Raw genomic sequence first — 23867 nt, 5'->3', positions numbered from 1 at the left:
GCTGCTCATGATGCAAGCACAACAATTCGCACAGGTGGTGCTTGACTGGTATCAGCGCTACGGTCGCAAGACCCTGCCGTGGCAGCTGGAAAAAACCGCCTATCAAGTATGGCTCTCCGAGGTGATGTTGCAACAGACCCAGGTTGCCACCGTCATTCCTTATTTTCAGCGCTTTATGGCCCGTTTTCCCAACGTGCGCGCGCTGGCGGAAGCCCCGCTCGACGAAGTGCTGCATCTGTGGACCGGCCTTGGCTATTACGCCCGCGCCCGCAACCTGCACAAGGCGGCGCAGACCATTGTCGCACAGCACGGCGGCGAGTTCCCGACAACCTTCGCAGAAATCGCCGATTTACCGGGCGTCGGCCGCTCTACCGCCGGCGCGGTGCTGTCGTTGGCGCTGGGCCAACACTATCCGATCCTCGACGGCAACGTGAAGCGCGTGCTGGCCCGCTGCTACGCGGTGGAGGGCTGGCCGGGCAAGAAAGAAGTCGAAAACCGGCTGTGGAAAATCAGCGAAGAGGTCACTCCGGCGCAGGGCGTCGGCCAGTTCAACCAGGCAATGATGGATCTGGGCGCCATGGTCTGTACCCGCTCCAAGCCCAAGTGCGAACTCTGCCCGCTCAACGTCGGCTGCCTGTCTTACGCCAACCACAGCTGGGCCAACTACCCCGGCAAGAAACCCAAGCAGACCCTGCCGGAAAAAACCGCCTACTTCTTATTGCTGCAGCACGGCGACCGGGTGTGGCTGGAGCAGCGCCCGGCGGTGGGCCTGTGGGGCGGCCTGTTCTGCTTCCCGCAGTTCAGCGCGCGCGTGGATTTGGAACTCTGGCTGCAGCAGCGCGGTCTGAAAGGCAAGCGCCTGGAGCAGCTGACCGCGTTTCGCCACACGTTCAGCCATTTCCACCTCGATATCGTGCCGATGTGGCTGTCGCTCGACGCGGCGGGCAGCGGCATGGATGAGGGCGCAGGTCTCTGGTATAACTTAGCGCAGCCGCCGTCGGTCGGGCTGGCAGCGCCGGTGGATCGCCTGTTGCAACAGCTAGCGAAGCAGCCCCCGATCCAACAAAACTTATATGGCGATAGCGCCATCGATGAGGAATTAGCATGAGCCGCACCATTTTTTGTACTTTCCTGCAGCGCGACGCCGAAGGCCAGGACTTCCAGCTTTATCCCGGTGACGTCGGCAAGCGCATCTACAACGAGATCTCCAAGGAAGCCTGGGGCGAGTGGATGAAGAAGCAGACCATGCTGATCAACGAGAAGAAGCTGAACATGATGAACGTGGACGACCGCAAGCTGCTGGAAGAGGAAATGATCAAGTTCCTGTTCGAAGGGCACGACGTGCACATCGAAGGCTATACGCCGCCGAGCGAATAACGCTGTTGGGGCCAGGCGCTGGCCCCGCTTCAATCCTCTTATACTTCTTCCAAACGGCTTTAAGATGAAGAAAATTTTAGCTTTGCTCGTAATAGCGCCTTTGCTGATCTCCTGTTCCGGCAAAAAAAGTGAAGAAATCAACGAAGCCTGGATTAAAGATACCAACGGCTTCGACATTCTGATGGGCCAATTCGCCCACAACATCGAGAACATCTGGGGTCTGAACGAAGTTCTGATCGCCGGGCCGAAAGACTACGTCAAATATACCGACCAATACCAAACCCGCAGCCACATCAACTTCGACACCGGCGCCATTACCATCGAGACCATCGCCACCACCGATCCGGCCGCGCACCTGCGCCAGGCGATCATCAGCACGCTGCTGATGGGTGACGATCCGGGGTCCATCGATCTCTATTCCGACGCCAACGATATCCAGATCAGCAAAGAGCCGTTCCTGTACGGCCAGGTGCTGGATAACAAGGGCGCGCCGATCCGCTGGGAATGGCGCGCGGCGCACTTCGCCGATTACCTGCTGCAGACCAAGCTGCAAAAACGCACCTCCGGCCTGCACGTGATCTACTCGGTCACCATCCAGCTGGTGCCGAACCACCTGGACAAACGTGCGCACAAATACCTGCCGATGGTGCGCAAAGCGTCGGAAAAATACGGCGTGGACGAGTCGCTGATCCTGGCGATCATGCAGACCGAATCGAGCTTCAACCCGTATGCGGTGAGCGGTTCGGACGCGCTCGGCCTGATGCAGGTGGTGCAGCACACCGCCGGTAAGGATGTGTTCCAGATGCGCGGCAAATGGGGCACCCCGAGCCGCAGCTACCTGTTCGATCCGGAGAACAACATCGACACCGGCACCGCCTACCTGGCTATCCTGCAGAACAACTACCTGGGCGGCATTCAGAACCCGACCTCGCGCCGCTATGCGGTGATCACCGCCTACAACGGCGGTGCGGGCAGCGTGCTGCGGGTGTTCTCCAGCGACAGAACGCGCGCGGTGGGCATCATCAACGGCATGCAACCGGGCGACGTGTACCAGACGCTGACCACCAAGCACCCGGCAGCCGAGTCGCGCCGCTATCTGGTGAAAGTGAATACCGCGCAGAAGAGCTACCGCAGAAAGTAACGCGTTCCGCGTGGATAAATGAGAAGGGCCGGTGCGAACCGGCCCTTTTTCTATGGCTTGATCATATAGCCGAAGATGCGCTTCCAGCCGTGATCTTTTTTCTCGATGTAGACCCCCTGCAGCTCCGGCGAGAAGCCCGGCAGGCGGTTGATGCCCTCTTCCAGCGCCAGGAAGTAGCGCTGCACCGCGCCGCCCCACACTTCGCCCGGCACCACGCACAGCACGCCCGGCGGGTACGGCAAGGCCCCTTCCGCCGCGATGCGCCCTTCCGCCTGGCCGATCGGCACCAGCTCGACGTTATCGCGGATAAACTCCACGTTGGCGTCCTGCGGGTTCATCACCACCGGCGGGAAATGATCCTGCCGGAACATCTCCTTTTGCAGCTGTTTGACGTCGAAGCTGACGTACAGATCGTGCATCTCCTGGCACAGTCGGCGAATGCTGTAGCCGCGGTAGCGCTGCTCGTTCTTGCGGTACACCGTCGGCAGTACCACGCTCAGCGGCGCGTCTTCTGCAACATAGCGCTCGAACTGCGCCAGCATCTCCACCAGGTGCTCCATCTTGGCCGGGTTTTCCGCCGGGGTCAGCAGGAACAGGATCGAGTTGAGATCGCACTTCTCCGGCACGATACCGTTCTCGCGCAGGAAGTTGGCCAGAATGGTGGCCGGCACGCCGAACTCGGTGTATTGGCCGGTCGCGGCGTCGATGCCCGGCGTGGTCAGCAGCAGCTTGCACGGATCCACCAAATACTGATCCTGGGCATAGCCTTCGAAGCCGTGCCACGTTTCCCCCGGCACGAAGGTGAAGAAGCGCGCGTCGTTGGCGATAAGGTCAGTATCGTGATCCTGCCAGTCTTTGCCCGCCACCTGCTGCGGAATAAACGGTTTCAGCTGCGAGCAGCACTTGAGCAGCTGTTTACGGGTCTCGATGCCCAGCTTGACGCAGTCCATCCACATGCGGCGCCCGGCGGGGCCGGCGTGCATCTTGGCGTTGACGTCCAGCGCGGCGAACAGCGGATAGAACGGGCTGGTCGACGCATGCAGCATGAACGCGTTGTTCAGGTGCTTGTGGTTGCAGTGGCGCTTTTGCCCTTTGATATGGTCGTCTTTCTTGTGGATCTGCGAGGTCTGCGAGAACCCCGCCTGCTGTTTATGCACCGACTGGGTGACGAAAATGCCCGGATCGTGCTCGTCCAGCTCCAGCAGCAGCGGCGAACACTCTTTCAGCATCGGAATAAAGCCTTCGTAGCCCACCCAGGCGGAGTCGAACAGGATGTAGTCGCACAGGTGGCCGATGGTGTCGATCACCTGGCGAGCGTTGTAAATCGTGCCGTCGTAGGTGCCGAGCTGAATAATCGCCAGCCGGAACGGCCGCGCCGCCGCGGCCTTCTCAGGCGCCACTTCGCGGATTTGCTCACGCAGGTAGCGTTCGTCGAAGCAGTACGCATCGATGCCGCCGATAAAGCCGAACGGGTTACGGGCGGTTTCCAGATAGACCGGCGTGGCGCCGGCCTGGATCAGCGCCCCGTGGTGGTTGGATTTATGGTTGTTGCGATCGAACAGCACCAGATCGCCACGGGTCAGCAGCGCGTTGGTCACCACCTTGTTGGCCGCCGAGGTGCCGTTGAGCACGAAGTAGGTTTTATCGGCGTTGAACACCCGCGCCGCGTGCTTTTGCGCATCCTTGGCCGATCCTTCGTGGATCAGCAGATCGCCCAGCTTGACGTCGGCGTTGCACATATCGGAACGGAACAGGGTCTCACCGTAGAAATCGAAGAACTGCCGGCCGGCCGGGTGCTTGCGGAAGAACTCGCCGCCCTGATGCCCCGGGCAGGCGAAGGTCGAGTTTTCCATCTCGACGTAGGTCTTCAGCGTTTTGAAGAACGGCGGCAGCAGCGCCTGCTCGTAGGCATCGGCGGCGGCCTCCAGCTGCGCCATGTAGAACGGCTTGCTGGCGCCGGCCAGCAGCGCGAAAACCCCACTGACGAACGGCAGATAGTCCGGCGAGAGATGCTCATCCCCTTCCACCGCCACGAAGGTCGGAATGTCGAACCCCGTCGCCTGCAAGCGCGCCAGAATGCCGGCGTTAACGTCGGCGACCGACACCACCACCGCCGCCACGTCGGTGTAGTCCGTCTGCTCTACGCGCACGATTTGGCGCAGCGTCTCAATGGTGGCGACCAGGCTGGCGCTGGTCGCGATTTTCAATTCTTTCATCATGCTGACTCTCAAACGGTGAAGGATGAGGGTGTGCCACCGGCACGGTAATGAGATAACGCGGTTATCCCGGTAAAGCGATACCCGGGCACGGCAGCATAAGCGGCGTGCGTGACCGGCTCATGATCGGGGATCATCAGGCGGCTATCGGGGGAACTGGTCTTGGCAGCGTCCGACAGGCATCAGTAAAATCAGGGCCATAGCGCTGGCTTTACGCATGCCTAACAGCGAGCATCAGGCGGCCTTACCGCATGGCCGGCAGGCGTATTCGGGCGGATGACGTGCAAAGGAGACAACGGCGGAACGGTGGCGGCGTCAGATGTCTGGTGCGCAGCAGCGCTTGAGCAACAAAACCAGTCATGCCAATAACCCTCTGGCTTATAAGAAGCGGGAACACCGTCAGGGAACGGAGAGTGCTAAAATTTGCGCAATGATTGCATGATTCGTTGCGGGGTTCAAGCAAGAATCGCCCTGATTTAACGCGCATTGATTTTAAAATAACGCATTGTTATTTAATTAAAAAATCATAAAAACTCATCTTAACGACGGTATAAATACACGTTTTATATGCATATTTATTGAATGACGATACCCTCCCATTCCCCACTCCGCCGGGTTCGCTGCCTGAAAATAGAGCAACCGATCGGCTTTGTGACAGAAAGCGATTGACGCCACCCGGCCAATACGGTTTAATGCGCCCCGTTGCCCGGATAGCTCAGTCGGTAGAGCAGGGGATTGAAAATCCCCGTGTCCTTGGTTCGATTCCGAGTCCGGGCACCATATTTAGAGAACCCAGCCTATGGCTGGGTTTTTCGCTTTCTGGAGTACGGACTCTCCATCGAACTACGTTCGATTATTCGGCCCAAAGTCCTCACCCTGCGGGCCAGCGCTAAAGCGCTGTTCAACGCGGCGCAGGCGCCGGTTGTCCGAGTCCGGTCGCCCTATTTAGAGAACCCAGCCTATGGCTGGGTTTTTGCTTTTCAGGGACAGGACTCTCCATCGAACTGCGTTCGATTATTCGGCCAAAGGCCTCACCCTGCGGGCCAGCGCTAAAGCGCTGTTCAACCCGGCACAGGCGCCCGTTGTCCGAGTCCGGGCACCATATTCAGAATAACCCGCCTATGGCGGGTTTTTCGTTTTCTGGGATACGGACTCTCCATCGAACTACGTTCGATGATGCGGCCAAGGGCCTCGCTCGGAAGAAGGCAAAGTGCAGCGCATGGTCGATCTGCGGCCGCGCTGAGGCGCAGTACATACATAGCGGGACATCAGCAACGTCCTAAGCTCGAGGATTGGCTCAATGGCTGAGTGTCTAAAAGCATCCGCTGCAATGCTCTCGTGCAGAACTATTCCTACAAAACGGACTCCGGCATTGATCGCGACCAGAGCCGAGAAGAACTATATAGTTAATGAACGTATACCGAATAACTGTTTGAGCTGAAAATCAACGGCTGGAAGAACCGGTGAAAATAAATGACGAGTGGTTTTATACGGGAAAATTTTTCCCTGGTTTACTATGTGGTCTCTGATTTTTAACGGGCAGAAGGGCTCACCATTATTCCAGTCGTGTACTCTCACGCGTACATCAGTATAATCAAGCAATATACAAGGAAGGTACATTAGCCCAAGATTATTGGCCACACGATATCGATGGTTGCCATCCATAATGATCCCCGTGTGCTTTTCAATGGGAACGGGTGTTATCCATTTTTGGCAACGCGCTATCTCCTCTGTTAATGCTATAACATGTTCCATATTGACCTCTTCAGAGGGACGGATCAAGGCAACTGGGTGTAATATTACCTCATACTGCATGTTCACCTCACCTGAAATTTTCAAGGGCATTAAGTAAGATATCTATCTCATCTTCACTGTTATACGCATGAACGGATGCACGAACGACTGACTCCAGCCCACGATTTCGCATGTCAATGAATGTCGAACTAAATCGAGAACATGAGACATTAATTCGACGTGGTTGAGCCGATAGGTATTCCTTAACAGATTCAGCTGTTTTATTTTTAACTGTAAATGTAACTATTCCTGATAGATTATCTCCTTTATCCTGTAACTGAACGTGCGTTATACATTTCAGGCCTAAGCGAAGTTGCTTAGCCAACTTAAAAATTCTTTGCGTTACTTTATCTTGCCCTAACGAAAGCGCATATTTCGCGGCAGCCCCCAGGCCAAGCCTGTCAGCGATATTTGCCTCCCAGCATTCGAATCGTCGGGCTCCCTCGCTAATATGATAACTCTGCTCATCTATAAGTCTTGCAGCATGGTGATCAAGCCACACCGGTTCAATATTCGAACTCAGGGTGCTGTCCATCCATAAAAAACCCGTACCGCGTGGAGCTCGCAGGTATTTACGCCCTGAGGCTGTTAACACGTGGCACCCAATTTTTTGGACATCAAGTTGTAAATGTCCAATACCCTGGCAAGCATCAAGGAAAAACCACACGCCAGCATCACGAGCAAGGGCGCCCATTTTTTCTACCGGCTGTATTGGTCCCCCATGAGTTCCCAGTATTGGGAGGCTGATTAATCTGACCCGAGGGTTGCCAAGGGCATGTTGTAATTGCTTCAGACAAACAGCCCCCTCCTCATCCGCTTCCAGAATGTTGATCTGAATGCCATCACGTTTTTGTCGTTGCAGGTAAGGTATATAATTACCTGCATATTCAGTGGTCGAAGTCAGGATGATATCTCCAGGGCGCAAGGGAAGAGAGTAGAATGCGATGTCCCAGGCCCGGGTAGCATTTTCCACAAGCGCGATATCTGCAGGCTTTGCCTGGATCATTTTCGCCAGATAACCATATATATCACTAAGCCATTGGCGCTCACTCTCTGCGGCTTCATACCCACCGAGGGTAATTTCTTTTAAATAGTGTTCATGCACAGCCTGTATAACCGGGACAGGCATTAAGCTTGCTCCTGCATTGTTAAAATGAATAACATGCTCAGTCCCTGGCGTGTCAGCGCGGAGTTGTGCCAGACTTAACGTCATGGTTATTCTCCTCTTTTTTCAGGCTTACCATATACCCGGATTGATACGGAACGGGAAGAAATTCCTGATGCATACGACGGAATGTGTCATCAGGGGCCAGGTCCGCGAATAATTGTGGATGTATCCATCTGGCGAGTTGCTGGATGGCAATAACGTCATACGGGCTGTTGTAGAACTGATGCCAGATGGCGAAAAATGCGCTATTACGGCGGGCAGTGCTATCTGCATAAGCTGGACGGGTGGTGAACCATGCCAGCTTACGCCTGGACTCCTCGATATTGACGCCCGGTCCGAGAGGGATCCACCTTCCGCCAGGAACGAAGGCCTGAAAATTCCCGCTGGTGAGTATGACGACATCAGGATTTGCAGCTATCACCTTTTCAGGATTTAGCGTAAAAAATGAACCGGGAGCAAGATTGGTTGCGATATTGTCTCCTCCGGCTAATTTAACAAAACGCCCAAAACTCCCCTTTCCAAAGGTCATACAGCATTCTTCTGAATAACCTCCAAGACGTTCTAAAAATACCTTTGGCAATGGCTTCTGTAATTTTAAAGTCCTGGATATGACGCGTTGTAACTCACTATCGCGAAACTTTAAATAGGCTTCAGAGCGTTCCGATTGACCAAATAACTCGCCAAATAGTTTCACTGTAAGAGGAATATGTGCAATAGGGTCATACCGAAAATCCACATAGACAATTGGGATACCCGCACTGGCAAGTGCGGCTTCATACCCTGAGTCAACAATGGCATTTCGCGCATCCATATTCATGATGATGACGTCAGGTTTCAAATTAATAGCCTGTTCGATATCGAAGGTCCCTTGCTCGCTGCCTCCAAATGTCGGGATTTTCTCCAGTTGTGGAAACTGTTGCCGGTACTGCTGCCATGTTGCCGGATCTGACTGTATTAAATCTTTCCGCCAGGCCACTATCCTCTTGGCAGGATTTTCTTTATCAAGCATTGCGACCAGATACAGTTGGCGCCCTTCCCCAAGGATGACACGCTGTACCGGTAATTTGATGTTAACGGTTCGGCCAAGGAGATCGGTTACAGGCGTCACCGTCTGTTCAGCATGAGCAACTGATGAGGTTAACAATACAATAAAGAGCACAAGTCGTAATATCATTTTTCATAACCTATTTTCTTGTTGAATTCCCTTGAAGAACGGCTGATTTTTAACGTAATCATTAAAGTCATGGAATACATGACCACAACGCAAAGAAACAACGCTGACAACCCCGGCCAGAGAAGGACTACGCCCCCCAAAGCAATACCTATGATGGAGGCGAACTGGCTGATGCTCTGGACCACCCCCAATATATACCCTTGCATACCTTCGGCTGTTGTGCGCGAAATTAATGCGGTAAGCACAGGCGTGGTTGCGCCAAGGAGAATTCCCCATAAAAAATAAAGCCCGATAAACCAGCTGGTTTCCCTTACTGTAGCCAGCAGCAGTGTTACCAGGATACATCCCATGATGATCCCCACCATTCGGTAGAGCGTGCTGGCTATATCGTGCGCTTCAAACCATCTTGCCCAGAGAGACGCTGATACAATCACTCCCGTAGCCTGTAATCCATAAGCTAATCCTGTTAGCCAATTAGGGGCATTGAACACCGTGCTGACATAAAGAGAAAAAGGCGTTTGCGTAATCATGCGGCTCATTAATAACAAGCCAAGAACCGTCAGTAAGCCAACAATGACGCCATTGTTGATTCCAGTTGGAGTCCTTTTCTTATCTTTTGAATGAACAGCTGAAGTAGACGAGACTCCATGAGGAGCATCAGCAGGTAATATGAAAAGAACAATCAGTGCACATAGCGTACAAATAATGAATGCGCTGACGTTTATCCAGAAGAAACTCAGTAGATCGAGAATGGCTCCCCCGATAATCGCCCCTGCCAAAGAGCCTGCGTTGGTCGACACCTGCAACCAGGCAAAAAGTCTCGTACGCTGTGCCGCTGGCACCATTGCAATACCATAGGCCTGCGCCGGCGCAATATAACCCGCACAGGTACCCTGTAAAAAACGTAAAATAAGCACCAGCCAGACGTCATTGGCGAAAGCAAGCCCAAGTTGCGTTAATGCCAGGCCCATCAGTGCGCGGATCATCATGACTTTATTGCCCGTTTTGTCGCCTACCCGCCCCCAGAATGTGCTGGTTAGCATAACGCCAAGCATCGGTGCTATATACACCCCTGTGCCAGCGATGCTCAGTAGTTCTGTGGACGTCATGCTTTCGATATGAAGCGGCCAAAAAGGGCCGCTCATTTCCATCGCTCCCATCGAAAGCAGTTGCACGATAAACAGAAACTGGACAATAAAAGTCACACTGCCCGTTACGCGCATCCTCATTCCCTCCTTATCGTTGGCCAATCGGCGGGGATCGGGGAGCGGGCAATCTTCCCTCCCATATACTCGCAACACCAGTAATAGATTTCTTCTATATATGGTGTTGGCACCTTGAGCCTCTGGCCGATTAAAACCAGCAGGCTTAAACCGCAGCCAATATCTTCCCGAAAGACCCGATGGTTTTTGTCAAAAATAAAAGTGTCGGATCGCCCTTCGCGGATCAGAGGCAGCGGGATCCCCTCATAGGCCTTATTCGTTCGTAAAATACTGAGGAGTGTTCTGGGGTCAGAAATTGAGTCACCGTATGCCTCGACTATTTCCTGCTGCAATGGCTGCACAGAGCTGAGATCGATACCCAGTGAAAGTTCGGCAGCTTTACATAAGGCCTGATTTTCCTCATCACAGCGAGCAAGGAAATAAGCACCGAGTTCAGGGCAATCACTCCACCAACACGGAATATGATTGAAAGCATGCCCGTGCCACTGCCCCCATGGGCCGATGAGGCCATAAATGACGGAACTGTGCATGATTGGATTTCCTGGTGTAAGGGTAATCTCCAGATAATTAGACAGCAGAGTGACGGGAGCCTCATAAAGCTGCCTCAGATAATCAAGCAGAATATCGGTATTCTCAGGTGTTTCCCGGCGATGAACAGCCACGTACAACTGTGATTTCTCCCCCCCTATCCTGACACTTTTTCCGGGTACAAGATCAAACGCAATATGGGGGACATCTTTCATGCCCCATATAACAATATTCGATAAGCCTCCAAATGCTTTTTCTGCCAGCCAGTCAAATCCGCCAAAACCGGGAATGGCTCCGACGAAGACCTGCTTATGCCGGGGCAGCGCTGGCGCGATGCTTTGAAGCACGCTTTCGCGTACATGGCTTGGGGCAGTAATGATAATGAGATCTGCAGCGGCGCAGGCTTCATCGACTGACGCCGTCATCCTGACGGCAGAGGCTTTTATGACATTTGCGTCAGGCATGATCGCATGCAACTGAGCGCCACTGCCTTGATATGCGGTGACAGTTTCTGGCCGGCTAGTGTAAAGAGTTACTGCAACTGCGGGATTTTGACTGAATAAAATGGCAGCAAGGTGGCCCGTACGGCCGGCCCCACATATTGTTACCCTTAACTTCTCGCCTGAGAACATTATTCTCCCTCCTGAACAGAAGAGAGTGCAAACCAGCCATCAAGTTTCTCCCAGACTTGCTCGGAGAGAAGATCCCGTTCTTTGAGCCACTCCTCATTGAAGATCGTATTTAGATATTTTTCACCGCCATCTGCAATAACGAGAGCCACATTCCCCCGAATCGTTCCATTATTGATAAATTCCAACGCTTTATATATTGCACCACCGGTAGAACCGCCAACAAGCAGCCCGAAACGGCGCGCAAGATAGCGTGCAGTTTCAAAAGCGCAGACGTCGGAAACCTGTTCACCATAATCAATGCAGCTGTAATCCAGAACTAATCCGACGGTGTCTCCTTCCGGTGTGCCGGTCCCTGATTGATAATAGGGTTTTCCTGGCTTGCCAAATACGATAGAGCCTTCTGGCTCTACCGCGATCGTAACTGTATCCGGATTATGAACCTTGAGGCCATGCGCTATCCCTGTCATCGAACCGCCAGTGCCAACACATCCAATCCACGCGTCGACTTTGCCAATCTGGCAGATAATTTCACGCACCAGGTCTGCATATCCACCGGCATTGGCCGCATTATCTGATTGGTTCATGAAAACTGCGCCGGGTATTTCACCTGCAATTTCAGCCGCCATACGCTGTCGTTCCACAACCGCGACTTCATTTTCACCATAATTACCCTTAACGTAACGAATATCTGCTCCCAGAGCTCGCATGATGGTAATTTTATCCTGAGCGGCATGATGGTCCACCACTGCAATAAATTTAAGCCCAAATTCGATAGCCGCAATGGCCAGGCCGATCCCCGTATTTCCTGATGATGATTCAACAATCGTCCCACCTGGTTGGATCCGCCCTGATTTCAGCGCCGCAACAATCATATTTCTGGCCATGCGATCTTTCATGCTCCCGCCAGGATTGTTCTTCTCCACTTTGATATAAAGACGAGAGTCAGATTGCGCCAGCGGTAATTGAATGACGGGAGTATTGCCAATCAAATCAGTTACTTTTCTGAAGATCATTTTACAACTCCTTAATTGTCAACGGTAAAAATGAGGTTTTGGCGCGAGCTCATGACAGCGGTCAGTCTTGTGGGGAGCGGGTGCCGGTGGAACTGGTTTTCCAGTAAATCCATTTGGTAACCAGCGGTATTGGCAAATATCAGCAAGTCGCCCGGTTCAGGCAGGTGCTTGAATGCAATCAGACGGTTAGTTATAACGTCCTCGTCAAGGCAACTATGACCCGCAATCCATGCTTTCGCAGCAGGAGATGGCTCATGAGAATTCTGACGAATATGAAGCGGATCGCTTAAGAATTCAGAGTTAAACCACGTTTCGCATGCACTGAAGCTACTTCCCTCGACAAAAATAACGTATCCGGAATCACCGTGAGGCCGGACTCGACATACACGAAAAACACTTATGGCGCTCTGGTTGGCCAGACTTCTTCCGGGCTCGACACACAGCGTTAATCCTTCATCGATTAATGCATCGCAGACTCTTTTACCCACAGGGCCCGCGCCGCCAAGAAACTGAGTGAGCCAGTGCTCAGCGTTTATATCACCACCATAGGGATAGAAAGCATCCGGGACCCGTCGAGTACGATAGTTTTCCTGCGTCTGTGAGGATAGCCATGCCTTATAGCAATTCCCCTCTACATACTGAACGGGCAACCCTCCCCCGATATCGATAATGCATGGGGAATGGCCAAGACTACGGGCGCAGGCAATCAACGGTAATGTGTCAAAAAAAGCGTTAACCCTGGATACGGGCGAGTAGCCACTAAGATGGAAATGGAAGCCATCGATTTTTAATGGATTACAGGTCTCGAGTTTCTGAAGCACGGCACTCACTTCACTGGATGACATACCAAAACGGCTGGTATGGCTGAACGCGGGGCGAAGGCGCAGTAGTATACTGATTCGGCCTGTCGGGCTTTTCCAGCATTTAGCTACTTCCATGAGATCGTCCATTTCCTCGACTGAATCCACGACAATCCGCGCCCCCTGCAGAATTAACTCCTGCAAAAAACGTATTGTTTTTGCAGGACCGGTGGCACACAAATCGGTGCCTCTGCATCCAGCGCGGATAGCATCGTTGAGCTCATGCAGGCTGGATACATCAGCCCCTGTTCCGGCAGCGACGGCAGCCTGTAATAACGACTGTGATTTATTGACTTTAACGCCATAATAAAATTTCGCTTCAATACCAAATCCCGCCGTAATAGCAGCCATCGCATTGAAATTATTCTCCACGGTATGCGGCCAAACAATATTGAGCGGAGAACCGTAAATTTCTGATAAGCGAACAAGAGTATCAGGGGACGTCTCTAACCATCGGGCAATAACAGGATCCACATAGGGGGGTAATTCTCTGGCAGGGCTTACCCGCCATGAAGTGGTTTCCCGGCAATAGGTATTTAACAGCGAAGCCATATTAAATCCTCTCAGAAATCAATGGTTACCGATGCAAGGAAGGTGCGTGGCGCTCCCTGCGCAATGGTGCTGTATGACGCCACGCCAGCCCAATAATGGCGATCTAACACGTTCTGAACATCAAAGCGGAAAGTTGCCGGTGTACCGTACACACGCGTTTTATAGGCAGCCCCCATATCTACCGTTGTCCAAGAACGGATAGACTGCGTATTCGCCTGATTGACGTACTGCTTCCCGCTGTAATTAACATGACTGTTCAGGGACAATCCCCGTAGGACAGGGAGGTCATATTCAACACCCGCGTTTGCTTGTACCGGGGAGACGCCAACGGGTTTGTTACCACGAACGCCGGTGGAGGGAGATTTGGTGAGCTCAGCATCAATCAGGGAAAGGCTTCCTGACATTCGCAAATTATCAAGAGGTTTATGGGAGATATTCAGTTCAATTCCTCGGTTCCGCTGCTCGCTATTGGAATTGAATGTATTGTTACTGTCGATTGCACCACTCGGCTTCGTGATCTGGAAAAGAGCAAGACTGTTTTGGATTCCCGCCTCATCGTATTTAATGCCCACTTCGTATTGACGCGATCGGTATGGACGCATCACCTGACCTGCGTTTTGTGCCGTACCAGGGGCAACATCACCTTTGCTGAGCCCCTCAATGTAGTTGGCATACAGCGAAACGGGTTTCCAGGGACGGTAAACCAGGCCAAGCATCGGAGTGACGGCAGAGTCATCATAGGTGGATGAACGATCGCCATTAGCGGCGAAGTTATCGGCACGAACCCTTTGGAGACGCACGCCTGGCGTGATGTCAACACGTCCATCCAGTACGGTCATTGTGTCTGCAAGCGCGAGACCACTTAACTGGCTGGAGGAGGTTTTTGATACTCTGGCTGGCGCAGAAGGCAGGGTGACATCAACGTCTGACGGGGAATAAATATTGGAATCTACCGTTTGCCCCCAAGTGCTGGCGATTGCGAGGCGATCATGGTAATAACTGACCTGCAGCGTCGCCTGATGATCAATGGAACCGGTTGAAAAATAACTTCTTGCGCCAGCTTCTAAAGTATAACGATTCACCTTAAAGCGGAAATTAGTAATCGTCGAGACGACATCCCCTTTGTCGTTAATAATATTAGGGGTTTGCTCTGATATGCGTGAAACCATCGAGCGCCCACCGCCTGCATTCGCAAAAACGGTCACGTTGTCATTAATATCGTATTCTGTGTGTAGCAATGCCCCCTGATCCCGGATTTTCCACCACATCCCCTTTTGTGCGATGTTTGTCTTACCATCAGGAGCATCCGGAACATCAATGCCTGCAGCGACAGTGAAGGGGCGATTTGGGGATTTGACTCGCTGATATTGATCAAGCAGGTCAAGGGAAGCCCTCACCCCTCCGTTCCCATAATCGAGAGCAAGCGCGCCTAATGCCGTATTTTTATAGGCATTGTCGAGTGCCAAATCGCCACCACTACCGCCACCGTTAAAACGGATTCCCCACACCTCACCGTCCGGGGTAACCCACAATTTACCGACATCGACGTATGCACCGAGTTGGTTGTTGGACTCCCAGGTGGTGGTGAGTCGTTTAATATCCTGAGCTGTAGCCCTTTTAGTCACTGCGTTGATGACACCGCCAACCCCTCCATTCGGGGACATCCCATAGAGCCCCGCGCCCGGCCCCTTCAGTAACTCTATTCGTTCGAGATATTGCGGCAATAATTGATAATTTGGTGCCACACCATAGACACCATTGAGTGCCACTTCACCGGTATTGCCTTCACCAATAGGGAATCCACGGATCATGAAAGAATCCAGGATCCCGCCTGAAGGAGAGGTAACCCGCACGGATGAATCATTTTTTATAACATCGCCGAGAGATTTAGCCTGCCTGTCTTCAATGTATCGCGAGGTATATCCCTTGATACTGAATGGCGTATCATGAATGACTTTACTTCCTAATAAGCCAATGTTGGCTTGTTTGGATAGTTCATCTTCAGTTTGTGTAACAGCACTGTCGGCGGTAACGACAACGGTATCTTCCGCGTTCGCAATATAAGGAATTAAAATTTCTACAACAGCCAAAACCAGAAACTTCTTTCTACGATTCATAACCATTATCTCGAGTCCCAGAGTTACCGGCGTATCAATCAGCTAAAGGATTATTAAGGCCGTGCTGAAGTCGATAATCAGTATATTGTTGTAAATGCATGCTCATTAATGAGCGGGTATACCAGGGATGGTTCATAAAATGCTCGCGTTCCTGATGCCAGAAGCTGTCATCTAGCCTTGGGTGAAGTTCTTTAAATACACGGTCAAGTTCTTCGCCAATAACTTTCCACATACGGTTATCTTGGATGCAATAGAAGTGAGTCAGGCAAAGGGCGATTTCATGTAAATGACTGACAAGGCAAGCATCCACGACGAAGGTTCTGACGGGTTCAATATCATCTTCAAACACCGTGGGTAAAATGCCAGGCCAGATATAAGGCTTGAGTTCGTAACCTTGCTTACGGAGTGCCGGGGCCCAGCTGCGGCCATCGCCGAAGTCACGGATAAGCATGGCCACAGCGCGGCCGGAATCATCAAATAAAACCTGCGTATTTTGTTGGTGTGCTTCAAGCGCCACGCCATAAATCAAATACATAGCCAAGACCGGTTTCAGTATGATCCGGGTGTAATGACGAAACCATGTCTCAGGCGTGTATCCTGACAAGGCAATCAGCTCACTGATAAGGGGATCGGATTTATGCGGGAGGGCGGTAAATAGCGATGCAACCGTGATAGCCAATGAATTATCGTTTCTTTTCCACGCATCCGTACTACGAAACACGACGGAGAGAAACTTACCCTCAGCGTCATCCATACGATCTTTATGACGGAAATGCCATGCGGCATCTTCCCGGAAAAAGTCGAGTTTGCCGTCAAAACCCTGCTCCACATCCAGGATATCCTCAATAATCGTACTAATACGCGGCCCCATGTGAATGGATTTAGCCTGGAGGCTACGCATCTCACTGGTCATCCATATGGCAACGGGCAATTTTATAAAAGGCAATGCCGGGGCCGTCGGAAGCATAGTTCTGAACGACATTGAGGGTGCGGTTTCAATTTCGGGACCAAATGGCAAAAGAATGCCTTCGTCTATTTCTTTGGCGAAATGACCCAAGACCCAATGTTCAAGATGCCAGGGGTGAAGGGGAATGGGCAGCCATTCTTGAGGGTTGTGATGTTGACTTTCGAGCCAGGCGCACCATTCACTCCAGACGCCAGGAAAGGCCGATGACAGCCATTGATGGGTATCCTGAACATGAGGCATCTTCTCGCAATAAACCATGTCGGCCTGTATGGCTCCCATGCGAAGAATGACTCGGGCTCCAAATTCGGCGGACAGGGCCTCGATGTCTTCATCGTTTAATCCAGGCCGGGACTTCCAGGTAGGATAATAAGGGTGGCCTTCCAGAGATCCCCACTGGTCCAGGAGAGTCGCCCCCTCTCTCAAACTGTGATGGCGTCTTATCCATTTAACAAAATAAGACTCCCCCTCTTTCTCCATGTCTTTAGTAATGCTATTCCGCCATTTTGACCGATGCGCTCTGGCCAGCCGGTCATTATGGATACTGTTAGCAACATCTTTATTGAATTTAGCTATACCCTCAGCCGAAGGGCTGAAACTAAATTCATTTTTCAGGACGTCGATCAGTTGTTCATGTGACAGAATCGGTGTTTTGCTCCCGTCGGCTGCCTCGAGGATAATATCACCACGATTAATAACACTATTCGCCGGAAAAACCGCCGTTAGATTTAGCCGAAGGGTATATTCTCCATCAGAGAGGCGGTAATTAACCCTACTTTTATCATCGAAAATCTCAAGTTTCTTTTCATCAAGTAGTTTTTCCGAAAAAAGACAACGAATTATTCGAGAGAGTGCGTTACGAGCCGAAAAATCAGGTTGTGTTGAAAGTGCCTGTCTCGCAAAGCCATTCTCCTCTGCCAGCTCCATCATATTTTCTCCCAAAGTAAGAGGGTTGAAACGATTAGGCGTAAATTGAGAACCTTAAGATCAACGTGATATTTCATTGCTCTCTCAGGTTCCTTGAAAACTTTCAGTCACTACGCTACCATCAAAATAAATTCATGTAAATGATAATCAATATCATTCTCATAACTGTAATCCATGATGAGAGAATCAATTTATATCAATCACTTAGGCGGACAAGGTATGAGTATAGAGATTAGCTATTTGTTTATCCCTGCTAATAAAGAGGTAATGTTTTCGAAGGCGTTGGCCAGTGGTACCGATGCGATCATTATTGATCTTGAAGATGCTGTTCATCCGAACGAAAAGCCCCTTGGGCGTGATAACGTTCTGAGTTGGCTACATAAAATTAATAAGAGCAGCGTTAAAACCGGAATATATATCCGGATAAATCATCCAAACGACAAGGAATTTGATGACGACATCAGTTTACTCAATTCATTAAATAAGCCATTGATTACGGGTGTGATGGTGCCAAAACTGGAATGCAGTGAAACGATAAACCATTTGAAGTCGAGGCTTAATGCCGGAATATCAAGGCTACCCTTTATCGGCATCATAGAAACGGCGCGAGGATTGTATCACTGTGAGAGTATAGCCTGTAGCGGTGTGGTCAGATTAGCGTTCGGCTCTTTAGATTATTCGCACGATATTAATTGTCTGCAAACACCTGAGGCACTTCTCTATGCGAGAAGTCGTATCGTGGTGGCTTCACGGCTTGCCAACCTACCGCCCCCTATTGATTGCGTCACCCCCGAATTTTGTACGCCCGAAACGTTGTTAACGGATTGCTGCCATGCCCGATCTCTTGGATTCAGTGCGAAATTATGTATTCATCCGGATCAAGTCGATGTGGTTGCCAAAGCATTTAGCCCTACTGAGGAACAAATTAAATGGGCTGAAGAAGTGTTAAAACAGTCCAGAGAGAGTTATGCATTCCAGATCGGAGGTTCGATGGTAGATTTACCTTTAATAAAACAGGCGGCCCGTTTAATGGACAATAAATAAATCAGAATGGACATATTAGCAACCCACTCAAATAATATTAATCATAATTATTATTTGAGTGGTTATAGATAAACTCTATCTATATATATTTAACCGTTCGATATCATTTAACGTCAGGCCAAAGCATTTGCCCCGGAGAGAGTGTCCGACAAGCAAAGAGTAGCCTTCCAGTAAGGAGCCCGAGTCTGCGATAGAGGCGCTGCATTTCGCACAAACCAGGCATGTTGTCACAACGCTCATTTTGGTAAGATTTTCTTATGAATTCATGATAGCATCGGGTAACACTATTACGCTGGCAAGGATGTCAGAGGGACTGAAATCATAGGGACGAAGATGCAGACTGCTATGCAAAGCAATCCCCCCGAAATTACACTATCAGCACTGAGCCATCTGGCCTTTTGTGCTCTTGTTGGGCTGGGTATTGCTCGCCAGGAAGGCGTTGCCAGTACGCCGTTGACTGAACATCTGTTTTTGGTTCGTTGGTTGGCTACGGCTCAAAAACAAAAGCGGTTTCCAAAATGTGTTGCCATTGATATTGCACTCCTGCTTGAGCAGGGACGGAGAAAAGGCCCCGCCAGCAAGCTGCGTGAAAAACTGCAATACCTGTGGCGATCCTGCACTGACCCCCTCATCACCCAATCGGACTTATTTCGACTCACCTATGTTACCGAGAAACTGAGAGAGCAAGGTTGGAAAAACTTCATCATGGACAGCCACATCTGGAAAGATGAACGCTTTTCTGCATCTTCTGCACCCAATGAGTTTTACACGGAAGAAAATACGTTAAGAGCAGCATTCTCCGATAATGGTGAGTTAACCAATACTTTAGAGTTACGCATCATTGGAGATGTTGAATCACTCTTGGCGCTAATGGCCCAATCAGCTATTTCTGCAAAGCTGATTGAGAGAGGCGAGCTCTTCCATCGGGTCGTGCTGTTTCCCCAATAAGCACTTATATCCAATCACGCAGCCCTGCACACTCGGCTGAGTCGTGCCACAGTGGCCAGCGCCAGTGTAAAGAAAATTAGCCGCCTTGCCGCCAATGATGCAGCAGCCGCTCGAGATAATGTGGAAAAAAGTCTATTACTACGGGAGGATCACGCAGGATAACAAACAGATTACCGAAGGAATGCTTTTTTCTTGCCGGGAGAATACAGGCAACCCACCTTGCGAAGTGGTCTATACTCCATAGACAAGTAAGCTTTTATTACCAAAGAGACATAACAAGAAGAGGCCCATTAAGAGGCCCTTGCAATCTTCAATTATGTTCCATCAACCCCATCCCATAGTGGATACATTATGGGATGCGTACCCTATTTTTTAGGCGCGGAACAAAGCCTCTCTGGCATCCTGCCGTTATACATGACAAGGTTGCCATCATCTAACTTTGCAAGTTTCAGCACATAGAGTCGTTTGTTAACACCCAGAAAAAATTTTTTCGCCTCGCCTAAGGAGAAGTTATCTCATCTAAGATAATTAGGCTATCGATTAAGAATCTCATAATCGCTCTATTAGACCCACTCTTAGTTCGGTACATAGCCGAAACATCAGCATCTTCCCATCCTTCTTGCCATTGATGGCATAGTAGCAAGTCAGGCCTTTATATCAGCGCAATCGCCTTACGCGGGGTAGCCGCTCCTCTTTGAGAGTCCATTAGCATTGAGTCGATGTTCACTAAACGCGCAACACATTTTGTATATGGCATGAACACTTCTTGTCCTATCACTTAACGCTCACAGGGGGCGAATTCTATTGATTCAGGATGAGAACGACGAAGTAAGGGAACCTCTTCCTCAGGAAAACCCCCAGCTCATTCACTCAACAAGCAGCTATGGACAAGCATTCAACCCATTGAATTAAAATGTAAAAAAAGAAGTATAATAAACTGATTTCATAATTTCACTTTTAATTTCATTTTTTCAAAATACCCCCTGATTCTAATATCACGTTATTTCACCTTCTCAGCGCCTATTTTAGGGTTATTCTAAGCAACGAACACCCGATCCCGGAAATGCAAAGCGAACGCAGGCTGGCACATACACCAGAAAATCAGATGAGAACCCATACGATGGGTAGCCGCTTCAGGCGATCGTTTTCATGGCGTCGAGACTCAGGGATATCGGATTTTTACGTAGGAATAATCATTAAAACCACATGCAAGCTTTCATAGGGATTTTCATGGAAAGAAATACGCCCGTAGCCTTTACCTGATGTGCTACCCAATTCTAAACGGGCATTTAAAAATTCGGTATTTCTGGCCCGTACACATTTTAATTAAATTTAATTCGTGAAGCTTACTTATAAGAAAAAGGCAGCCTGGTTGCTATAAGCCACCCTATCTGCAGCCGTATTTCTGGGTATTATTCTCATTATACTGGAGCTTATTAATGAATCAGCGTTTGGATATCATCGGCATTGGCCTTGGCCCGTCGAATCTTAGCCTGGCGGCCTTAGGAAGTGAAATAGAGGGGTTTACGGGGCAATTCCTGGAGCGCAAACCTCATTTCTCCTGGCATCCAGGGATGATCCTGGCGGATTGCAGCATGCAGACCAACTTTTTAAAAGACCTGGTGAGCGCAGTTGCCCCCACCAATCGCTACAGTTTCCTCAACTACCTGGTAAAAAACAGAAAGTTCTATCGTTTTCTGACGACGGAGCAGCGCACCGCATCGCGTGAAGAGTTCGCCGACTACCTCACCTGGGCCGCCGGCGGGATGGACTCGTTGGCGTTTAACCAAGACGTTCAGCAGATCGAGTTCGACGATCGGCAGCGCCAGTTCGTGGTGACCACCTCGAATAAGGTCTTCCACGCCAAACACGTCAGCATTGGTATAGGCAAGAAAATAAAGTTGCCGGATTGCGTGACGGCGCAAAGCGATCGCTGTTTCCACGCCAGTGAAATGATGCTTCGCAACCCCGATTTGACCGGCAAACGCGTGGCGATCGTCGGCGGCGGCCAGAGCGGCGCCGATCTGTTCCTGAATATTTTTAAAGGGGAATGGGGCCAGCCGGAACAGCTCGACTGGATATCGCGCCGCAACAATTACAACGCGCTTGATGAAGCGGCCTTTGCCAACGAATACTTCACGCCCGATTACGTCGAGAGCTTTTACTCGCTGGATAGCGCGGCCAAGCGTCATATGCTGGCCGAACAGAAGATGACCTCAGACGGCATCACCAGTGAGTCGCTGCTGGCGATTTATCGCGCCATGTACCACCGCTTCGATGTTCTGCGCGAGAAATTATGGGTGCGCCTGCTGCCCAGCCGTTCGCTGACGGCCGTGAAACACACGCTGGATAACGCCTACCAACTCGAAACGCGTCATCATCTCGATCACGGTGAGGAAGCCTTCAAGGCGGACGTGGTGATCTTCGCCACCGGTTATCAGACGGCCACGCCAGAGTTCCTTGAACCTTTGTCCCACCGCCTGCTGACCACTGCGGATGGCGAATACCGCATCGCCCCAGACTTTACCTTTGAGTGGGAAGGCCCGGCGGAGAACTGCTTATTCGCCATGAACGCCAGTATGCACAATCACGGCATCGCCGATCCGCAGTTGAGCCTGATGGCGTGGCGATCGGCCCGGATTCTTAATCGGGCGTTAGACCGCAAGCCATTTGATCTGGGAACCACGCCGACGGCCATTCAATGGCGCAGTGAAAGCGTACCACACGCGTTTTAAATACAAGAACGTCTTAATCATTGTCACTACGCTTTGATGGAATTACGGATATGAAAAGACAAGTCATTAAATTTATTACAAAGCAGCTGGCCGTATTGGCCCCCGAATTCAAGGCCAGATTGCTCTACAAAAAAGCATTTGGCAAACCGTTGAACTTGCAGGCGCCATCCACCTGGAATGAAAAGATCAATCACCTGAAGTTGAATGGCTATAGCCACAATGCGTTGGTGAAGCAGTGTGCAGATAAATATGCGGTAAGACAGTACATCAAAGATCAAGGGTGCGAAGAGATCCTTAATGAATTGTACTTTGCCTGTGATTCAGTGAACGATATTCCGTGGGACGCATTACCGGATAAGTTTGTGATCAAAGGGAATCACGGTTCCGGGTATAACCTGATTTGCCAGAATAAAAAATTGCTGAATATCAAGAGCGCCAAAAAATTGATCGATGGCTGGATGAAAGACGATTATTGGAAAACCTATGTAGAGCTCAACTACAAAGGGATACAAAAAAAGATCATTGGGGAGAAATATATCGAATCGGCCAATGGTCACGGGCCTGAAGACTATAAAATCTATTGTTTCCGCGGTGTGCCCTACTGCACGTTGCTGTGTGTCGGCAGAGATACCGGGTCGCCGAAGTATTACTTCTTTGACAAAGATTTCAAGTTTCTGTGCTACAGCGATGACTGCCTGGCCTTGAGCCAGGAAGAAATAGACGCCTTCGTGAAGCCAGAAGGCTACGATGAGCTGTTTGACTACGCCTCACGCTTGTCCGCGCCCTTCGAGTTTGTTCGCGTTGATTTCTACATCTCCAAAGGCCAGATCATTTTCGGCGAATTGACCTTTACCCCCTCCGCCGGGCTGGATACGGATATCCTGCCGCCAACCGATGTTTTGCTTGGCGAGATGTTGACGTTGCAACAGCACTGATTTTCACCTGGCCCCACGGTGAAGCTCGGCCACGCCTGAGCAGAAATACCGGCCGGCACGTTTGCCGCCTGCCGGTCGGTATTGCCTTGAGGGTTATCGGGCCGAGGCTCTCGCCCGTTCTACCGCCGTGACGGCAACATCTCCGCCTCCCGCCCTTGGCTATCCGCACCAGCCCCAAGGGCAATACCTCAACCAGATTGCATAACCATTTGAAAAACAATGGCATTGAGCGATTAATAAGAATCACTTACATATTTATAATAAAATGTTCTATATGTATAGGAAGCTATAATATAAGATACCGGAAAGTTTCCCTGGTGTTGTTGTGTGTCTTTGCCCTATTTTATAGGGCTTTTTTTGCTAAACATCGTTGATAACCGTGTGTTTTCACCCTTCTTCGCCGTTTGCTTACCCACAAAAATCATAATCATTTCTAATTAATTGTAATCCTTGTTATTCCTGACTTATCAATAATAACAAGGGGTTGCTATTAACCCGGCAAAGCAACTGGCGGCCCTC

17 protein-coding genes and 1 tRNA gene are annotated in these 23867 nt (G+C 50.6%); 8 read left to right on the top strand and 10 right to left on the bottom strand.

The window, feature by feature from the left end; translation table 11 throughout:
* Positions 1–7 precede the first annotated feature (7 nt).
* The 3 genes from mutY (at position 8) to mltC (ending at position 2518) form a co-directional block, all read left to right on the top strand.
* Positions 8–1108: an A/G-specific adenine glycosylase gene (gene mutY / locus ACJ8QI_RS18515; RefSeq protein WP_004937408.1), complete on the top strand. Its 1101-nt coding sequence runs from the start codon at positions 8–10 to the stop codon at positions 1106–1108.
* Positions 1105–1377 carry an oxidative damage protection protein gene (locus tag ACJ8QI_RS18510; RefSeq protein WP_004937404.1) on the top strand — a complete coding sequence of 91 codons (273 nt, stop codon included), beginning with the start codon at positions 1105–1107 and terminating at the stop codon, positions 1375–1377. The genes mutY and ACJ8QI_RS18510 overlap by 4 nt, the downstream gene beginning before the upstream one ends.
* A gap of 64 nt (positions 1378–1441) precedes the next feature.
* Positions 1442–2518 (top strand): membrane-bound lytic murein transglycosylase MltC, encoded by a 1077-nt coding sequence (mltC, locus tag ACJ8QI_RS18505; RefSeq protein ID WP_004937402.1) that lies wholly within the window; start codon positions 1442–1444, stop codon positions 2516–2518.
* 50 nt (positions 2519–2568) lie between these two features.
* Here mltC and speF read toward each other — a convergent pair whose 3' ends face one another.
* Positions 2569–4734 (bottom strand): ornithine decarboxylase SpeF, encoded by a 2166-nt coding sequence (gene speF / locus ACJ8QI_RS18500; RefSeq protein ID WP_442532941.1) that lies wholly within the window; start codon positions 4732–4734, stop codon positions 2569–2571.
* Between the two features lie 704 nt (positions 4735–5438).
* Between speF and ACJ8QI_RS18495 the strand changes: the two genes are divergently transcribed.
* Positions 5439–5514, top strand: a tRNA-Phe gene (locus ACJ8QI_RS18495).
* 618 nt (positions 5515–6132) lie between these two features.
* Here the strand turns inward: ACJ8QI_RS18495 and ACJ8QI_RS18490 are convergent.
* From ACJ8QI_RS18490 to ACJ8QI_RS18450, 9 genes are read right to left on the bottom strand one after another with little or no spacing between them, the layout of a single operon-like run.
* Complete coding sequence (locus tag ACJ8QI_RS18490; RefSeq protein WP_072265500.1) at positions 6133–6549, bottom strand: ParB N-terminal domain-containing protein; 417 nt, start codon at positions 6547–6549, stop codon at positions 6133–6135.
* A gap of 7 nt (positions 6550–6556) precedes the next feature.
* Positions 6557–7741: an aminotransferase class V-fold PLP-dependent enzyme gene (locus ACJ8QI_RS18485; RefSeq protein WP_060441031.1), complete on the bottom strand. Its 1185-nt coding sequence runs from the start codon at positions 7739–7741 to the stop codon at positions 6557–6559.
* Entirely contained in the window at positions 7710–8870 is a 1161-nt protein-coding gene (locus ACJ8QI_RS18480; RefSeq protein WP_442532922.1) for an ABC transporter substrate-binding protein, read from the bottom strand. Before ACJ8QI_RS18480 ends, ACJ8QI_RS18485 begins: the two co-directional genes overlap by 32 nt.
* Positions 8867–10093 carry an MFS transporter gene (locus tag ACJ8QI_RS18475; RefSeq protein ID WP_060422630.1) on the bottom strand — a complete coding sequence of 409 codons (1227 nt, stop codon included), beginning with the start codon at positions 10091–10093 and terminating at the stop codon, positions 8867–8869. Before ACJ8QI_RS18475 ends, ACJ8QI_RS18480 begins: the two co-directional genes overlap by 4 nt.
* A 2-nt stretch (positions 10094–10095) precedes the next feature.
* Positions 10096–11253, bottom strand: coding sequence for an NAD/NADP-dependent octopine/nopaline dehydrogenase family protein (locus ACJ8QI_RS18470; protein WP_060441029.1), 1158 nt, complete (start codon positions 11251–11253; stop codon positions 10096–10098).
* On the bottom strand, positions 11253–12266 hold the full coding sequence (locus ACJ8QI_RS18465; RefSeq protein WP_060422622.1) for a PLP-dependent cysteine synthase family protein: 1014 nt from the start codon (positions 12264–12266) through the stop codon (positions 11253–11255). The genes ACJ8QI_RS18470 and ACJ8QI_RS18465 overlap by 1 nt, the downstream gene beginning before the upstream one ends.
* Positions 12267–12277: 11 nt before the next feature.
* The gene (locus tag ACJ8QI_RS18460; RefSeq protein WP_060422618.1) at positions 12278–13678 is read right to left on the bottom strand and encodes a Y4yA family PLP-dependent enzyme; all 1401 of its coding nucleotides are present in this window, start codon (positions 13676–13678) and stop codon (positions 12278–12280) included.
* An 11-nt stretch (positions 13679–13689) separates the two neighbouring features.
* Positions 13690–15795, bottom strand: a complete 2106-nt coding sequence (locus ACJ8QI_RS18455; protein WP_060423105.1) for a TonB-dependent receptor — start codon at positions 15793–15795, stop codon at positions 13690–13692.
* A gap of 34 nt (positions 15796–15829) precedes the next feature.
* The gene (locus ACJ8QI_RS18450) at positions 15830–17686 is read right to left on the bottom strand and encodes an IucA/IucC family protein (protein WP_425504614.1); all 1857 of its coding nucleotides are present in this window, start codon (positions 17684–17686) and stop codon (positions 15830–15832) included.
* 219 nt (positions 17687–17905) lie between these two features.
* Here ACJ8QI_RS18450 and ACJ8QI_RS18445 point away from each other — a divergent pair, with 219 nt between their 5' ends.
* From ACJ8QI_RS18445 to ACJ8QI_RS18430, 4 genes are all read left to right on the top strand, one after another.
* Positions 17906–18730, top strand: a complete 825-nt coding sequence (locus ACJ8QI_RS18445; protein WP_060423102.1) for an HpcH/HpaI aldolase/citrate lyase family protein — start codon at positions 17906–17908, stop codon at positions 18728–18730.
* A 345-nt stretch (positions 18731–19075) separates the two neighbouring features.
* Positions 19076–19678: a DUF2913 family protein gene (locus ACJ8QI_RS18440; RefSeq protein ID WP_158524203.1), complete on the top strand. Its 603-nt coding sequence runs from the start codon at positions 19076–19078 to the stop codon at positions 19676–19678.
* A 1439-nt stretch (positions 19679–21117) separates the two neighbouring features.
* On the top strand, positions 21118–22413 hold the full coding sequence (locus ACJ8QI_RS18435; protein ID WP_308344867.1) for a lysine N(6)-hydroxylase/L-ornithine N(5)-oxygenase family protein: 1296 nt from the start codon (positions 21118–21120) through the stop codon (positions 22411–22413).
* A 50-nt stretch (positions 22414–22463) separates the two neighbouring features.
* Positions 22464–23348: an ATP-grasp fold amidoligase family protein gene (locus tag ACJ8QI_RS18430; protein WP_102985294.1), complete on the top strand. Its 885-nt coding sequence runs from the start codon at positions 22464–22466 to the stop codon at positions 23346–23348.
* The last annotated feature ends 519 nt before the right edge of the window (positions 23349–23867 follow it).

This window comes from Serratia sp. CY84636, assembly GCF_052166245.1.
Taxonomy (GTDB): Bacteria; Pseudomonadota; Gammaproteobacteria; order Enterobacterales; family Enterobacteriaceae; genus Serratia; species Serratia nevei.
This window is presented reverse-complemented; position numbering and strand designations above follow the sequence as displayed.

Excerpts from the sequence above, each read along its gene's own strand:
- mutY (WP_004937408.1), top strand. The coding sequence starts at position 8 with ATGATGCAAGCACAACAATTCGCACAGGTGGTGCTTGACTGGTATCAG.
- ACJ8QI_RS18510 (WP_004937404.1), top strand. The coding sequence starts at position 1,105 with ATGAGCCGCACCATTTTTTGTACTTTCCTGCAGCGCGACGCCGAAGGC.
- mltC (WP_004937402.1), top strand. The coding sequence starts at position 1,442 with ATGAAGAAAATTTTAGCTTTGCTCGTAATAGCGCCTTTGCTGATCTCC.
- speF (WP_442532941.1), bottom strand. The coding sequence starts at position 4,734 with ATGAAAGAATTGAAAATCGCGACCAGCGCCAGCCTGGTCGCCACCATT.
- ACJ8QI_RS18490 (WP_072265500.1), bottom strand. The coding sequence starts at position 6,549 with ATGCAGTATGAGGTAATATTACACCCAGTTGCCTTGATCCGTCCCTCT.
- ACJ8QI_RS18485 (WP_060441031.1), bottom strand. The coding sequence starts at position 7,741 with ATGACGTTAAGTCTGGCACAACTCCGCGCTGACACGCCAGGGACTGAG.
- ACJ8QI_RS18480 (WP_442532922.1), bottom strand. The coding sequence starts at position 8,870 with ATGATATTACGACTTGTGCTCTTTATTGTATTGTTAACCTCATCAGTT.
- ACJ8QI_RS18475 (WP_060422630.1), bottom strand. The coding sequence starts at position 10,093 with ATGCGCGTAACGGGCAGTGTGACTTTTATTGTCCAGTTTCTGTTTATC.
- ACJ8QI_RS18470 (WP_060441029.1), bottom strand. The coding sequence starts at position 11,253 with ATGTTCTCAGGCGAGAAGTTAAGGGTAACAATATGTGGGGCCGGCCGT.
- ACJ8QI_RS18465 (WP_060422622.1), bottom strand. The coding sequence starts at position 12,266 with ATGATCTTCAGAAAAGTAACTGATTTGATTGGCAATACTCCCGTCATT.
- ACJ8QI_RS18460 (WP_060422618.1), bottom strand. The coding sequence starts at position 13,678 with ATGGCTTCGCTGTTAAATACCTATTGCCGGGAAACCACTTCATGGCGG.
- ACJ8QI_RS18455 (WP_060423105.1), bottom strand. The coding sequence starts at position 15,795 with ATGAATCGTAGAAAGAAGTTTCTGGTTTTGGCTGTTGTAGAAATTTTA.
- ACJ8QI_RS18450 (WP_425504614.1), bottom strand. The coding sequence starts at position 17,686 with ATGGAGCTGGCAGAGGAGAATGGCTTTGCGAGACAGGCACTTTCAACA.
- ACJ8QI_RS18445 (WP_060423102.1), top strand. The coding sequence starts at position 17,906 with ATGAGTATAGAGATTAGCTATTTGTTTATCCCTGCTAATAAAGAGGTA.
- ACJ8QI_RS18440 (WP_158524203.1), top strand. The coding sequence starts at position 19,076 with ATGCAAAGCAATCCCCCCGAAATTACACTATCAGCACTGAGCCATCTG.
- ACJ8QI_RS18435 (WP_308344867.1), top strand. The coding sequence starts at position 21,118 with ATGAATCAGCGTTTGGATATCATCGGCATTGGCCTTGGCCCGTCGAAT.
- ACJ8QI_RS18430 (WP_102985294.1), top strand. The coding sequence starts at position 22,464 with ATGAAAAGACAAGTCATTAAATTTATTACAAAGCAGCTGGCCGTATTG.